Here is a 15,105-nt window from a genome sequence, read left to right on the forward strand (position 1 = left end):
TCGGCTGCAAGGCAGTTGTGTCGGCCAACAATCGGGAAAAACCATTGGATGTAAAGCCATGACGGACAAAGAGACGGATAAAGAAAAAGAGAGCCAGGACAAAAAAGTCGGCGTGTACATTTGCCACTGTGGCGGGAATATTTCAGACCATGTGGATGTAGAGGCAGTGGCCGAGAAGGTGAAAAAGCTCCCAGGTGTCGCCAAGGTCCATACCAATACCTTCATGTGCTCGGATCCGGGGCAGGAGCTTATCCAGAAAGACATCAAGGAGGGCTCCATCGACCGGGTGGTCGTGGCATCGTGTGCCCCCAGCCTTCACGAGCTCACCTTTCGAGGAGCCATAAAACGGGCGAATTTTAACCCCTACCTCTACGAACATGCCAATATAAGGGAACAGGTCAGCTGGGTTCATCACGGAGAAAAGGCCACGGAAAAGGCCGCCTCTCTGGTGGCGGCGGCCGTGGCCAAAACAAAACAATTGACACCCCTGGAACCCATCAGGGTGGATGCCCGGCGCCACGCAACGGTCATCGGTGGCGGAATAGCCGGTATGCGCGCGGCCATTGACCTGGCCGAGAAAGGGCTCAAGGTAGCCCTCATCGAAAAATCACCCTTTTTAGGCGGCCGGACGGCCAAACTCGACACCCTTTTTCCCACGGGGGAAAAGGCGGCCGACCTGGTTCGGGCCTTTGCAGATAAAATCGAAGCATCGGCCGCTATTAGCGTGCACACCTGCGCGCAAATCGTTGAATTCCAGGGGTATGTGGGCAACTTCAACTTGACCGTCAAGCAGGCGCCACCGGTCGTGGAAGATGAAGGCGCGGCCAAGATTATCACGGCGGCGGCCAGTGCCGGACCCGGTGACTACGTTCCCTTCGCGGGGTATTTCCCGGAGCCTGTCCCCACGGACGCCAGGACCACTGCCGTGGAGACCGGGGCGGTCGTATTCGCCACCGGCTTCCATACCTATACGCCCGGCGACGGCGAGTTCGGTTATCTCAAACACCGGCAGGTGATGACGCTTCCCGAGTTGATAGAGGAGATGGCCAAGAGCGAGGCAGAGGGCAAGTACCTGCAGATCGACGGCAACACGGTTCGTAGCGTCGCCCTGATTCACTGCGTGGGCAGTCGGCAGATACCCGGCATTCACGAGCCGGATGCAGACGGTAACCTGAACGAATACTGCTCGCGGACGTGCTGTACGGCCACGCTCCAGGCGGCCGCTGAGATCAAAAAGCACCATCCGGCAACGCAGGTGTTCGAGTTTTACCGGGACATTCGTACCTATGGGCGCGGTCAGGAAGAGATTTATGAGGAGGCTTCCAACCGCAATGTTTTGTTCTTTCGTTACGAGCCCGAGGACCCGCCGGTGGTCGAAAGGGCTAATCACCGTTCGCATCCGCTGCAGATCAGAGTCAAGGACACATTGACGTTCGGGGAGGAGGTCATCGCACCGGTCGATCTGGTTGTGCTTTCCGTGGGGATGGAGGCCGGCAACATTAAACAACTGGTGGAGATGATGAAGCTTCCGGTGGGTGCCGATCGGTTCCTGCAGGAAGTCCATCCCAAGCTGCGGCCCGTGGAACTGGCCAACACCGGAATCCTGCTGGCCGGCACCTGCCAGGCGCCCATGGATATCGGCGAGGCCTGCGCGGCCGCGCAGGCAGCGGCTGCAAAGGCAGCCACGCTGCTGGATAGGGGATATGCGGAGCTGGATCCGTTTGTAGCCAGTGTGGATGAGGGGCGGTGCCAGGGGCATGGTGAATGCCGGGAGGTGTGCCCCGTTGAAGGGACGATTGTTCTGGAAGCGGGAGGGCCCGACGGTGAAGCAAAGAGAGCCCGGGTCAACGCGGCCTTGTGCACTGGATGCGGTATCTGTGTAGCCGCTTGCCCGGAAAACGCCATCAATGTCAAGGGCTGGACCCTGCAACAATACGAGGCGATGGTGGATGCCATCGTGGCCGCTTAGGGGAGCGTATCATGGGAAACAAAGAAGCACTTAAAAAGCTCCGGCAGGAAAGATCGGTCTCCGTCGCCGGAGCCAAAGAGCGCATTAAAACGCAAAATAAGCTGATCAAGAAAATAAAGGAACAGATAAAAGACGAAGGACGAACCGTTCCCGAGATTGCCGAGGCCATAAACGCTTCGACGTCACAGGTGCTTGTTTTCGTCTCCACGCTGAAAAAATACGGCGAAGTCGTGGAGGATGCCAAGGACGGCGACTATTTCAAGTATCGGATCGCCGATTGACAGAAAAAGAGGAGAGGATCCATGGGTTCGATAGTCAATCCGGATTTGTTGATTAATTTAAAAAAATTTGGCGTTGAAGACGCTTCGGCCTGTTTCAACTGCGGGAACTGCACGGCGGTCTGCGAGCTTTCCACCGAATCGACCCCGTTCCCCCGCAAGGTTATCCGTTATCTGCAATTGGGCCTGACCGACAAACTGGCCCAGAGCCCGGAACCCTGGCTGTGCTATTACTGCGGTGACTGCACCCAGACCTGTCCACGCCAGGCCAACCCGGGAGAGGTCATGATGGGGTTGCGGCGCTATCTGACCTCCCGGTACGACTGGACCGGCATCTCACGTCTTTTTTATACATCCAAGGTCTTTGAAGTCATGTCCATCCTGGTGGTGGCAGCCATGGTCGGACTGGGGTTTTATTTTTTTCACGGCCCCATGCTGACCGACCGGGTCGCCTTGAATGTGTTTGCCCCCAACACCACCATTGAAATCCTCGACATCATCATGCTGGTCGTGCTTTCCTTTTTCCTGCTCAGCAACGCCTACCGTTTGTTCAAGGGAGTGATGGGCGATCCGGCCCAGTATCCCGAACTGAGTTTTTCGGAAAAGCAGCAGTTCTCGAACCGCTTGCTCCGGGGCGTTCCCATTCCCATCTACATCAGGGAGTTCAAAGAGTTCGTTGTCCAATTTATGACCCAGAGGAAGTTTGCTTCCTGCGGCACGCCATCGCAGCGTATGCAGTGGATCGTTCACCTTCTGATCATGACCGGATATTCCATCGTATTTTTGCTGGTGGTGGTGGGCATCCGCTGGTTTCAGCGGGATGAGATCTATGCCATCTGGCACCCCATACGGCTGCTTGGGTACTACTCCACCTTCGCTATTTTATACGGGGTCACCTACGCCATCATCGGCCGCATCAAGAAGAGCAAGACCGTTTACGAAAATTCCCACTCGTCAGACTGGGCTTTTCTGATTCTGCTCTGGCTGACAACCTTCACCGGTATTGTCATCCACGCCACCAGACTGCTGGAGATGCCCCTGGCGACCTATTGCATGTATGTGCTCCACCTGATGATCGCCGTGCCGATGCTGGTCATCGAGGTGCCTTTCGCCAAATGGACCCATCAGCTTTATCGCCCGCTGGCGCTCTTTCTCATGCGGGTGAAACAACGCGCCATGCAAGCTTAGCAGATGAAGCTGGCATGCCGCTCAATTTTTAAGGACAAAGAAAAAAGGAAATCAAAATGACCGAAAAACAAGAAAAGATCATGTACATTTGCACCCACGCAGGCGAGAACCCCGAGAAGGCGGCCATGCCCTTCGCCATGGCCAATGCGGCCCTGGCCATGGATATTGAAGCGACCGTCTGTCTCCAGGGCAACGGCGTCTTTCTGGGCCAGAAAGGATATGCCCGTCATCTTCCCAAACCGGGTGGATTCCCGCCCGTCGATGAGCTTATGGCGTCGTTCAAAGAACTGGGAGGCAGGCTTCTGGTGTGCGTGCCGTGCATAAAAGAGCGCAACATCGATGAGGCCGAACTCGTAGAAGGCTCCCAGACGACGGCCGCCGGTAAACTGAACCTGGAAGCCATGGAAGCCGATGCCGTATTCGTCTACTAATCACCTATAGTGGTTGCCAGGAAAACGTTCCGCATAGGGCCCATGGCTGTCCCTGATATTTTCAAGGCGGCATATCGAAAGGATACCTTTTTTGTGCCCATCGGATTGATGATGAATGATAACACCCGAACGCTGCAAAGAGAGATAAAAAAAGAGAATTCGCTTTGTGGTGCCCCGCTGCAGGGGAATTTTCAACCGGCTCGCCCGGGGAGGAGCACGTGATGAACGATTCGATTTCATCAAGCCAGCCAAGACGTATAACCGACCTGACCGAACTCGCCCATAAAGGGGCAAGGGTCGAGTGCCGTCCCGTATTTGAGATTCTGCCGGTCGATTTCCATCATCGGGACAACCAATTCATGGCCTACATCTTTTTGGCCCGTTACGTAGGTTCGGTGGATGGAGAGGCCTTTACGTTTCGAAAGTGCTATGCCAAAGGTTGCCCGCACAATTTATGCATGCACGTGTCGCAGGCAGTGATGATCGCCAACCGGTACTTGCAAAGGGATTATCATCGCCTCAAAGCGGCCGGCATAGCGGTAGGCGACCACCTGTTCACTTTGGAAAGCATGGTTGTCAAGTACGACGAGCTGCAGGACGGGGGCGGCCCGATCATGACCATTCACGATTACATCAACCTTGCCAGGGAAGGCAACCCGGTGTCGGTAGAGGTTGTTTTGGAACAGGTCTCCGCGGTGGAGCATTTTGCCCATGAGGACAATGCCCAGACCTTTCTGAACGGGAATTTCAAGATAAGCGCCCTCGGTGGCACCGGCAGCTACCAACGCTGTTTCAGCTGCTACCCAACCGACAGTGAAAGCGAGGAAAAAGCGCACGCCATTCACGTGGCCAACGCCCGCCTGCAGCTGCTTTACGAGGAGCTCGACCAGGCTGCGATTCAACACACCAGACTGTTTTTCAATCAATAAGGAGAAAGTGTATGCATGCAACCATACAGAAACCGATCGACGAGATTGTCAGCTTTATCAAACCCGGTGAAAAGGTGTTCGTCGTAGGGTGCAACAACTGCGCCTGGAAATGCCACTCCGGGGGCGAGGACGAAACCAAGGCCATGGCCGCGAGGCTGGAAAGACGAGGTGTCGATGTCGTCGGGTACACGGTGCCCGGCCCCCAGGGAATGAGCCTTTGCAAGCTGGACCATACGCGCAAGGTCCTGCAGGAAGATTATGTCGACGAGACAAAAAAGGCCGATTCTTTTCTGGTGCTGGGCTGCGGGCAGGGCGTTCACACGGTTATCGATGCTACGGACGGCGGTATGATCCACCCGGGATGCGATACCATTTTTGGTGGTGAAACCGTGTCCGAGGACACCATCAGCGAATACTGCTCCCTTTGCGGTGAATGCGTGATCGAGTTTACCGGCGGGCTGTGCCCCATGACGCTTTGCTCGAAGCAACTGCTCAACGGCCCCTGCGGTGGCGCTGAAAACGGCTACTGCGAGGTGGACAAGGAGCGGCCCTGCGGCTGGGTGCTCATCTATGAACGCCTCAAGAAACTGGACCGCCTGGAGATGCTCGACCCCTATCAGCCGCCCAAAAACAACGCCAAATGGAGTCGGCCGCGGACGCTCAAGGTCAGCCCGACCGAAGCGACCTTCTGCAGCCAGGCGGGTGAGGTGACTGTCAGCAATCAGGATTAACTATTCCCATAATCGCCCGGGGTATAGAAGCGCATACCACACAGGAGAATGCATCAATGAAGATAACCGATCTATTTGAAAAAGGCGAATTTGTCGTTACCGGCGAGGTGGGCCCGATCAAGGGCGCGGTGTCCAGAAACAAAAGAATCGATCCGACCTGCGCAAAAGAGGCCTACCAGCTTCAGGACCACGTTCACGCCATCAATGTCACCGACAACCAATCGGCCGTTATGCGGCTCGGTTCCCTGGCCGCCAGCGTACGCCTCAAAGAGAGGGGCATCGAGCCGATCTACCAGTTGACCTGCCGCGACCGCAACCGCATCGCCCTGCAGAGCGACATTCTGACGGCCTACTCGCTGGGAATCGACAATGTGCTGCTGCTAACCGGCGACCACATCCAACTGGGGGACCATAAGGAAGCCAAACCGGTATTTGATCTCGATTCGGTCCAACTGATAAAAATGGCCATCGGTTTGAGCGAGGGGCGCGACATTACGGGGAATCCCATCGAAAATCCGCCCGATTTGGCCTACGGCGCCGTCGTCAACCCCAATTTCGAGCCTTTGGAGCTCCAGTTGATGAAGATGAAAAAGAAAGTGGATGCAGGCGCTGAATTTTTTCAAACGCAGGCTGTTTATGACGATGCCGTGGTCGATCGCTTCGTTGAACAGGCCGAGAAGCTCAACTGTCCCGTTCAAATGGGCGTCGTCGTGTTAAAGTCCCCTCAAATGGGAAATTTCATGAATAAGAACGTTTCCGGTATTACCGTTCCAGAGAATTGGATCGAAGAGATCGGGTCGGTCGACAGGGCCGACAGAAAGAAAAAGGCCGCCGAAATGATGGGTCGTTTTATCAAAAAGCACAAACACAAGTTCCAAGGCGTGCACATCATGCCCCTGGGATGGACGGATGTGGTGCCGCAAATTATTTCCCAAGCTGAAATTGACGCCGTTTAAATTTGAATTCCCCGCTGCTTGCCGCGCGGGATGAATTCAAATTTATAGATAAGGATCCATTTATTTGCGGAAGAGCGATACCGGAATCCGAAGGATTTCGGCAAAATTCCGTAATACCCTGCAGCTTGCTGCAGGGATAGGAATTTTGGCCCGCCAAACTAACGGCGGATAAATCTTTCGAATAGGAGCGACGTAGTCGCGTTTCATAAAATCGTGGAACACGATTTTATTTAGAATTCTTTTTGGGCCGTGCGTTCGATGATCTCCTGCTGGTGGTACTTGTCCAGGTCCACGAAGTAGTCGCTGTAGCCGGCCACGCGCACCAGGAGGTCGGTGTAGTCTTCGGGAACGGCCTGGGCCTTTTTCAGGGTTTCCGTGTCCACGATGTTGAACTGGATGTGGTGACCGTTAAGCCTGAAGTAGGTGCGGATGAGATGCACCAGCTTGTCCAGATCCGTTTCGGTTTTGAGAACGTCCGGCAGGAAACGCTGGTTTAAAAGGGTGCCGCCGGATTTGATCTGGTCCATTTTTCCCAGGGATTTTACCACGGCCGTAGGCCCGTTGCGGTCGGCGCCGTGGGACGGCGACGTACCGTCGGAGATGGGCATCCCTGCAAGGCGTCCGTTGGGCGTGGCCCCCAGCATCCTGCCGAAGTAGATGTGACAGGTGGTGGAGAGCATGTTCAGGTGATACCCACTTCCCTTGGTGTTGGGTTTTCCGTCGATGGCGTCGAAAAGGGAGGCGTAAACCCGCTGCATCAGGTTGTCGGCGTAGTCATCGTCATTACCGAAAAAGGGGGTCTTGTTCCAGAGCTTGAGACGCAGGGCCTCTTCGTTTTTAAAGTCGGCTTTCAAACCTTCGAGCAGCGTTGCCATGCTGATGGTCTGTTCCTCGAAAACGTGCTTTTTCAAGGCCGACAGGCTGTCGGTGATGGTGCCGATGCCGCAGCACTGGATGTAATTGGTGTTGTAGCGCGGCCCACCGTCGTAATAGTCCCGTCCCTTTTTGATGCAGTCCTGGATGACCACGGACAGAAAGGGCGCCGGGGCATGTTCGGCGAACATCCGCTCTATGTAGTTGTTGACGCGTATTTTCAGATCGACGACGTGGTTAAGCTGCGTGACGAAGGCCTGATAAAGCGTATCGAAGCTGTCAAAGGTCAGCGGATTCCCGGTTGCTGGCCCCAGGCGTTCACCCGACAGGGGGTCGATGCCGTTGTTCAGCGCCAGCTCGAGAACTTTCGGCACGTTCAGGTAGCCCGTCAGGATGTAAGCTTCCTTGCCGAAGGCGCCGGTTTCTATGCAACCGCTGCATCCTCCCTCCCTTGCGTCCTCGATACTTTTTCCCACCCGGAGCTGTTCCATGATCACTTCATCGGCATTGAACACGGAAGGGTACCCGTAGCCTTTGCGGATGACCCGGCAGGCGGCCTTGAGGAAACGGTTTGGTGTTTTGTCGCTGATCTGCACATTGCTCTGGGGCTGGAGCAGGTGGAGTTCGTCGATCACCTCCAGGATGATGTAGGACAGCTTGTTGACCGCGTCCGTGCCATCGGGCTTAAGTCCCCCCAGGTTTATGTTGGTGAAATCGTTGTAGGTACCGCTTTCCTTGGCCGTTACCCCGACCTTGGGCGGTGCCGGGTGGTTGTTGACCTTGATCCACAGGCAGCTGATCAGTTCCTTGGCGCGCTCCCTGTCGAGCGTGCCGTCGTCGCGGTCCTTTTGATAGAACGGCATGAGGTGCTGGTCCAGGCGCCCGGGATTCATGGCGTCCCAGCCGTTGAGTTCCGTGATGGTGCCCAGGTGGACGAACCAGTACATCTGGATGGCTTCCCAAAGGTTCTCCGGCGCATGGGCCGGCACACGGCGGCAGACGGCGGCGATGGCCTCGAGTTCCTTTTTGCGCTCAGGGTCCTCTTCCCGTGCTGCCATGGACAGCGCCAGGTCGGCATGCCGCTCGGCGAACAGAATGGCCGCATCGCAGGCGATCTCCATGGCCTTCAGGTTTTCCGCCTTTTGGGTGGCCGTTCTGTCGGCAAGGTAATCCAGCGCTTCGACGGCCAGGGCGATCTCCTTTTTAAAATCGAGCATGCCCTTTCTGTAAATGGTTCCGTCCAGGGTGGTGTGGCCGGCCGCACGTTGTTCCATGAACTCGGTGAAAAGCCCCGCCCGGTAGGCTTTTTCCCAGATGGCGGGTACGTGGCCGAAGACCCTGTCCCGCATGCTTCTTCCCTTCCAGAAGGGAACGACCTCCCTGTCATAACGATCGGTCTCCTCGTCGGAAATGCGAAAACGGGTCATGGGCCGTTCGTTGAGTATGCGCAAATCTTCAGCCGAGTGGCAGGTCAGTTCCGGAAAGGTTGAAACGGCCTTGGGAAAGGGGCCCCGTTCGCCCACGATCAGTTCGTCTTTGCCGATGTAGATGGTTTTTTTGGCGCAGAGCTCCCTGAAGACCAGGGCGCGCATCACGGGCGTCGAGTGTTTGCCCAGGTTGTCTTTGTAAAATTCGGTTTCTATCAGCGCCCTTTCGATGGAGATGCTGGGCACGGCTTCGAAGCTTTCCTTGCGGAGTCGCTGGATACGTGCATTCATTATGGTCAACCTCCCACTTCGACCGTCAGTCCCGCGGCCCTGAACCGCTGCTCGATAACCCGGACGCTTTCGGTTGAGGGCGGCCTGACGTCATCGAGGTCATAGATCATCGAGAATGTTGTATACTTGCGTTTTTGAAAGTCGTGATACGGTAAAATATGCACCATTGGCACCCGTGGCAAGTGGCTCAGATGGGCAATGAATGCGTCGATGTCATCGTCGCGGTCATTGATGCCGGGAATCAGAGGGATGCGGACGCCGATCCGGATGCCGTACCGGGAGAGGGCATCGAGATTTTTCAGGATCAATGCATTGGATACGCCGGTGTAACGCCGGTGCTTGGCCGGGTCCATGCATTTCAGATCGTACAGAAAAAGGTCGGTGTGCCGTGCGATCTGCATCAGGGTGTCCGTGTCCGCATATCCCGTGGTGTCAACGGCCCGGTGAATCTCCTCGCGGCCGCAGGCTTGAAGCAGCGCCAGAAGAAATTCGGGCTGCATCAACGGTTCGCCGCCGGAAAAGGTGGCCCCGCCGCCGGACGTGTCGAAAAAAGGGACATCTTTTTTGATGATGTCGAGCACTTCCCGGACGCTTGCTATTTTCCCCACGAGTTCGCGGGCATCCGCCGGGCAGGCTTTGGAACAAGCGCCGCAATGCCGACAGCGCGTCTCGTCCGTGCGGACGCCCTCCGGGGTGAGGGCAAGCGCCTTTTCCGGACAGGCGTCGATGCATTCCCCGCACCCGATGCAGCGGTCTTGCCGGTAGGCCACTTGCGGTACCCTGTCGAGGCCCTCGGGGTTGTGGCACCAGGGGCATCTCAACGGACAACCCTTGAAGAAGACGGTCGTCCGGATGCCGGGACCGTCGTGGATGGCGTAGCGTTTGATGTCGAAGATGATGCCGGTCTGCATGGGTTGGGTGTTACCGCTTCTTTCATTAGAAACCGTCTGCTGCATTTAAGAACAGTATTCGGGTCCCAGAACTTGTGATATAAAACACCATCCGTGCTGATACATGTTTCTAATGTGTAGGGTCAGGAATCACCGGAGGCCGGCCTGGTGATTTCGCGATGGAATGGGAGGCCTTTGATCCTGGTTCTCCGAATTTCGTTTTCCTCTTCGAATGCCGCGACGATTTTTTCCAAGACGTCGTCGATTCCGGAAACCGCGATGACCGGCCGCACATGGTGAACCGTGCGCCGACGCTCTCCCGCCACCTGTACGACCTGAACGCTGAGCATGCCCAACAGGGTGTAGGTGCCGTCGGAGGCCGCCAGCAGGTTCATCATATCCGGTGAACACCTGAGATTGTTGATGAAAATGTCCAGAGGATTGCGCGTCCAGCGCTTGTCGAAGACGAGCCGGCTCAATTTGCGCCGGTAGCCTTCCAGTCGCCACTTATCGGCCCTGTGATTGTTGATCACCGCTATGGCGGAAAACTCGGCGGTGCGGTTTTCCGTCTTGATAACCTGGCGATTGAACCCCAGGTAGCGCAGGTTTTCGGTTCTTTCCGGCATTCCGCTCAAGATCAGGATTTCGACCAGCCTGGCTTTGTTCACGACAACCTTCTGGTTTAAAGTCGAAATGAGATCATTTATCAGGTCATGAGACATGTGCGGAATCCTCCCGGGCAAACGCTCCTTGAAACCGTGTTTAACGTTGGGGTAAAATCTACACAATAGCGGTTGCCACGCTACGAGAAAAATGGTTTTCTCTTAGAAAGAGAGCTTGCGTGGAACGTCAATCCGGGCCCGAAGAGATTGGTGACAACCGATATAAGCGTACCCTATATAACAAAATGAAACATTTATCTACATCTGAAAGGAGAAAGGTATATGAAACCGAGAAGGTCCATACTTTCGGTTCCCGGCCATGTTCAGAAAATGCACGCCAAGGCGCTTGACAGCAGCGCGGATGTCGTCATGCTGGATATGGAGGACAGCGTGCCGCTGGATGCCAAGGAAGCGGCACGGGCGCAGGTAGTGGACTCGCTGCTTTCCATGGCATGGGGGGATAAAACCGTGGCCGTCAGAATAAACGGGCTCGATACGGGCTACGGGTACCAGGACATTCTGGCGGTCGCCGAGGCGGCTGGGGGCGTGGTCGACACCATCGTGGTCCCCAAGGTGGACCATCCCCGGGATATCCATTGCGTGAGCCGGCTGCTGGACGGCATCGAGATGAATCGAGGCATCGAAGCGCCTATCGGCATCGAAGCTTCCATCGAGAGCGCCGCGGGCCTGGAGCAGGTGTCCCGGACCGCCTGTGCTTCCAGGCGGCTCAAAACCCTGATTTTCGGGATTGCCGACTATTCGGCCTCCATCGGTGCAAGGCTGGTTTCCATTTCCGGTCACGGAGAAAAGGAGGACGAGATCTATCCGGGCCACCGCTGGCATTTCCCACTGAGCCGGGTTGTTATGGCGTCCAAGGCGCACGGTCTCATGGCCATCGATGCGCCCTATGGCAATTTCAAGGACATCGAGGGCCTTAAGAAGTCTGCGGCCATGGCGGCCGCCCTGGGATTCAACGGCAAATGGGTCATCCATCCCGGGCAGATCGACGCGGTGAACGCGGTTTTCTCCCCGTCCGCCGAGGATCTGTCCAGGGCCGAAAGGGTGATCAAGGCCCATGAAGAAGCCGTTCGGGCCGGCCGGGGGGCGGTGGCTGTAGACGGCCGCATGGTGGATAACGCCACCATCCGCCTGGCAAGACAGCTCTGGGAACAGGCCCGGTATTTGAAGCTGAGAAGATGACCGGCGGCTTTGTGCCCGAATTGGCGCTGTTTGCAGAAAACCGAAGCGCCTAGCGGTCCGCGGAAAAAAGGGAACTGGTTGAAGGGGATATCATGCGATGGTACTTTCCGCTAAAAAATACTGGCCGACGAATCAATCCCAAGCGGTGCCATAATCATTTTTTTCTTTTACCAGATCTACCATCAGGGATGTTTCCGTTGCGAGCACGCCATCTATTGTACTGATTTTATTGACATCAAATTAAGACTGCGATACACGATATGGGGGAACTTCATAGCAGATGATAAGGAGCGATCTTGATTAAGGATACTGGAAAAAAGACCCCGCCCCCTGCTGAATCTTTGGAAAAGGCGATTACTGCCGAGGGGGTCACCAAAGCGTTCGGAAGCGGCAAAGACAAAATCCTGGCCTTGAACGATGTTACCGTGGCTATAGAGGAAAATGAGTTTTTTACCCTGCTGGGGCCCTCCGGCTGCGGCAAAACAACCTTGCTGCGCCTGATTGCCGGCTTCGACCATCCGACGGCAGGCATCATCAAGCTTCACGGAAAAGACATTTCACACCTGCCGCCTTATCATCGCTCCATTAATACCGTATTTCAAAGCTATGCCCTGTTTCCACACATGACCGTCTCCCAGAACATCTCTTTCGGGCTGGAGATGCTGGGAAAACCGAAAGGGCACATCAAGAAAACGGTTCATGAAATGCTGGCCATGGTAAAAATGGAGGATCTGCGCCATCGCCGCACCGACCAGATATCCGGCGGACAGCAGCAGCGTGTGGCCCTGGCCAGGGCCCTGGCCCCCAAACCGGAGGTGCTGCTGCTGGACGAGCCCTTGGCGGCGCTTGACTACAAGCTGCGCAAGGAGATGCAGATCGAACTGAAGCGCCTGCAGAGCGAAACCGGCATCACCTTCATTTTCGTCACCCACGACCAGGAAGAAGCGCTGACCATGTCCGACCGCATCGCGGTGATGGAGGCCGGTCGTATTTTGCAGGTGGGCACACCGCGTCAGATTTACAATCATCCCGTGGAGCGTTTCGTGGCCGACTTCATCGGCAGCACCAATTTTCTGTCCGCCCGGGTGGTTTCCGCCAATGGAGGAGAAGCCCTGCTGAAGCTCGCTTCGGGGAAGGAGGTCTCCATTTCGTTGCCCGAAGGCATGCTGCCGGAAGACACGGTGACGGCCGTGGTCCGACCGGAATATGCACGCATCCACATGGAAAGCGAAACGGCGGGGGACTTGAACGGAATACTTGAAAACATCGTGTATGTCGGTACGGATACGCACTATCACGTCCGCCTACCGGACGAAAGTGTGTTTGTGACCCGCCACCAGAACCAGCGGGAAGATACGGAGAGTTTTCAGGTCGGTCAGCCGGTGGGTATTGTATTCAAATCGAACGCCGTGCAGGTGTTGAGGGACTGATGGCAGCAAACGACGACATGGTTTCCAATTTGGAGGCGGAAGCGCAAAGAAGGAGCACCCGCAGGAGTTGGCTGCTCAGCATGCCCGCCCTTATCGTTCTTTTTTTTGCGGCATCAGGTCCGCTTTTAATCGTAGTCGTTTATTCGTTTCTCGCCGGTGGCGAATACGGCGGCATCGTCTGGAAATTTTCTCCGGATGCCTGGTTCAATGTGGTTTTTGTGAGAGACATATTCGACGGCACGCTCGGGCTGGCGGATGCCCACCTGCGTATCTTGTGGCGGTCGGTCAAGCTCTCTACGCTGACGACGGCGATCACTTTGGCGATCGGGTTTCCCACGGCTTATTTCATTGCCACACGACCGCGGACATCCCGCAATATCTGGCTGTTTCTGGTCACGATTCCCTTCTGGACCAACCTGTTGATTCGCACTTTCGCGATTCTGGAGGTGATTCGCAATCGGGGCCTTGTCAACACGATACTCATGAAGTCAGGGATCATCGACAGCCCCATCCAGATGATGTTCACCGATTTTGCCATCATGGTGGGGATGGCTTACGTGTACCTGCCGCTGATGGTGCTGCCCCTCTATGCTTCCATGGAGCGGTTGGACTTCAACCTGGTGGAGGCGGCCTACGACCTGTATGCCTCGCGGGGCAGGGTGCTCCGCCGGGTGATCATTCCGCTGGTAAAGCCCGGGATTATCGCCGGGTCCATTCTGGTGTTCATCCCTTCGCTGGGAGCCTTCGTCACTCCCCGGGTGCTCGGCGGAGGCAAGAAGATGATGCTCGGCAACCTGATTGAGCTGCAGTTTGGCGCCGGGCGTAACTGGCCCTTGGGTGCGGCGCTTTCCATCACCCTGCTGGCCATCGTGATGATCGCCCTGCTTTTCTACGTGCGTAACATGCAAAGCGATACGGATGGTCCGCGATGACGACCGCTGCCAAACAACGGAAACCATTTTCGCTGAAAAAACAACCCGGGTTCAGCTTCATTGCCATCGCCTGCTTCGTGATGCTCTACGCGCCTATTTTCGTGCTGATCGTGTATTCCTTCAACCTCGGAGAAAACATTGCCCTGTGGGAGGGCTTTTCACTGAAGTGGTATGTGTCGGCCTGGCACAACGAGGCGGTACAGGACGCCTCCATTCGATCTCTCATCCTCGCGCTGCAGGCTTCCATCTATGGGACCGTGCTGGCCACCATGGCCGCACTGGGCACTACCCGCATACGGCCTTTCAAGGGATTGACCTTTATCTACGTGATGATCAACCAGCCCTTGATGGTGCCCGAGATCGTCACCGCCGTGGCGTTGCTGACGCTTTTTGCCATCATCAAGATAGTTACCGGTATTCAGGGAATGGTGTATCTGGTGGCGGCCCATACCGCTTTCTGCATTCCGTTTGCCTATCTGCCCATCCGGGCCCGGCTGGAAAGCATGGACCTGATGCTGGAAACGGCCGCCTCCGACCTTTATGCCACGCCGTGGAAAACCTTCAAGCGGGTGACCCTGCCGCTGCTCTGGCCGGGCATCATTGCCGGCGCCATGCTGGCTTTCGTCATTTCGCTGGATGACGTGGTGATCACCGAGTTTATCAAATCGTCCGGCCAGGAGACGCTGCCCACCTACATGCTGGGGCAGCTGCGCCGCATCGTCACGCCGGAAATCAACGCCATTTCGACGGTTCTGGTTTGCATCTCCATCACCGTGTTGGGGGTGTTTTTTATTGTTGACAAAAAATTCGGCAAGTAAAGGCACTGCATCAACGACCGGCCGAGGTGCCCGGTTTGCAGTCTAAACCATTATAAAGAAAGGAGGCACGCGGTACACAGGTACATCTATTTTAACGACA

The 15,105-nt window shown here is 56.0% G+C and carries 14 protein-coding genes; 11 read left to right on the forward strand and 3 right to left on the reverse strand.

Going from position 1 to position 15,105, the window contains the following annotated elements; all coding sequences use genetic code 11:
- Positions 1-58 precede the first annotated feature (58 nt).
- The 7 genes from LJE94_00500 (at position 59) to LJE94_00530 (ending at position 6,482) form a co-directional block, all read left to right on the forward strand.
- Positions 59-1,969 carry a CoB--CoM heterodisulfide reductase iron-sulfur subunit A family protein gene (locus LJE94_00500; GenBank protein ID MCG6908583.1) on the forward strand — a complete coding sequence of 637 codons (1,911 nt, stop codon included), beginning with the start codon at positions 59-61 and terminating at the stop codon, positions 1,967-1,969.
- An 11-nt stretch (positions 1,970-1,980) separates the two neighbouring features.
- Positions 1,981-2,250 (forward strand): winged helix-turn-helix domain-containing protein, encoded by a 270-nt coding sequence (locus LJE94_00505; protein MCG6908584.1) that lies wholly within the window; start codon positions 1,981-1,983, stop codon positions 2,248-2,250.
- Positions 2,251-2,271: 21 nt separating this feature from the next.
- Positions 2,272-3,435 (forward strand): 4Fe-4S dicluster domain-containing protein, encoded by a 1,164-nt coding sequence (locus tag LJE94_00510; protein ID MCG6908585.1) that lies wholly within the window; start codon positions 2,272-2,274, stop codon positions 3,433-3,435.
- Between the two features lie 56 nt (positions 3,436-3,491).
- Positions 3,492-3,866, forward strand: a complete 375-nt coding sequence (locus LJE94_00515) for a DsrE family protein (GenBank protein MCG6908586.1) — start codon at positions 3,492-3,494, stop codon at positions 3,864-3,866.
- Between the two features lie 221 nt (positions 3,867-4,087).
- Positions 4,088-4,795 carry a hypothetical protein gene (locus LJE94_00520; protein MCG6908587.1) on the forward strand — a complete coding sequence of 236 codons (708 nt, stop codon included), beginning with the start codon at positions 4,088-4,090 and terminating at the stop codon, positions 4,793-4,795.
- Positions 4,796-4,806: 11 nt separating this feature from the next.
- Positions 4,807-5,526 (forward strand): methylenetetrahydrofolate reductase C-terminal domain-containing protein, encoded by a 720-nt coding sequence (locus tag LJE94_00525; protein ID MCG6908588.1) that lies wholly within the window; start codon positions 4,807-4,809, stop codon positions 5,524-5,526.
- Positions 5,527-5,582: 56 nt separating this feature from the next.
- The gene (locus LJE94_00530; GenBank protein ID MCG6908589.1) at positions 5,583-6,482 is read left to right on the forward strand and encodes a methylenetetrahydrofolate reductase; all 900 of its coding nucleotides are present in this window, start codon (positions 5,583-5,585) and stop codon (positions 6,480-6,482) included.
- A gap of 230 nt (positions 6,483-6,712) precedes the next feature.
- Here LJE94_00530 and LJE94_00535 read toward each other — a convergent pair whose 3' ends face one another.
- The 3 genes from LJE94_00535 to LJE94_00545 form a co-directional block, all read right to left on the reverse strand.
- Positions 6,713-9,073 (reverse strand): glycyl radical protein, encoded by a 2,361-nt coding sequence (locus tag LJE94_00535; protein MCG6908590.1) that lies wholly within the window; start codon positions 9,071-9,073, stop codon positions 6,713-6,715.
- 5 nt (positions 9,074-9,078) lie between these two features.
- Positions 9,079-9,984 (reverse strand): glycyl-radical enzyme activating protein, encoded by a 906-nt coding sequence (locus LJE94_00540; protein MCG6908591.1) that lies wholly within the window; start codon positions 9,982-9,984, stop codon positions 9,079-9,081.
- 122 nt (positions 9,985-10,106) lie between these two features.
- Positions 10,107-10,631 (reverse strand): hypothetical protein, encoded by a 525-nt coding sequence (locus LJE94_00545; protein MCG6908592.1) that lies wholly within the window; start codon positions 10,629-10,631, stop codon positions 10,107-10,109.
- A 276-nt stretch (positions 10,632-10,907) separates the two neighbouring features.
- Here LJE94_00545 and LJE94_00550 point away from each other — a divergent pair, with 276 nt between their 5' ends.
- From LJE94_00550 to LJE94_00565, 4 genes are all read left to right on the forward strand, one after another.
- The gene (locus LJE94_00550; protein MCG6908593.1) at positions 10,908-11,825 is read left to right on the forward strand and encodes a CoA ester lyase; all 918 of its coding nucleotides are present in this window, start codon (positions 10,908-10,910) and stop codon (positions 11,823-11,825) included.
- 353 nt (positions 11,826-12,178) lie between these two features.
- On the forward strand, positions 12,179-13,255 hold the full coding sequence (locus LJE94_00555; protein MCG6908594.1) for an ABC transporter ATP-binding protein: 1,077 nt from the start codon (positions 12,179-12,181) through the stop codon (positions 13,253-13,255).
- A complete protein-coding gene (locus LJE94_00560) occupies positions 13,255-14,187 on the forward strand; it encodes an ABC transporter permease (protein MCG6908595.1) in 933 nt (310 codons plus the stop codon). The genes LJE94_00555 and LJE94_00560 overlap by 1 nt, the downstream gene beginning before the upstream one ends.
- Positions 14,184-15,005, forward strand: coding sequence for an ABC transporter permease (locus LJE94_00565; GenBank protein ID MCG6908596.1), 822 nt, complete (start codon positions 14,184-14,186; stop codon positions 15,003-15,005). The genes LJE94_00560 and LJE94_00565 overlap by 4 nt, the downstream gene beginning before the upstream one ends.
- Positions 15,006-15,105: the final 100 nt, after the last annotated feature.

The organism is Deltaproteobacteria bacterium, from assembly GCA_022340465.1.
Classification (GTDB): domain Bacteria; phylum Desulfobacterota; class Desulfobacteria; order Desulfobacterales; family B30-G6; genus JAJDNW01.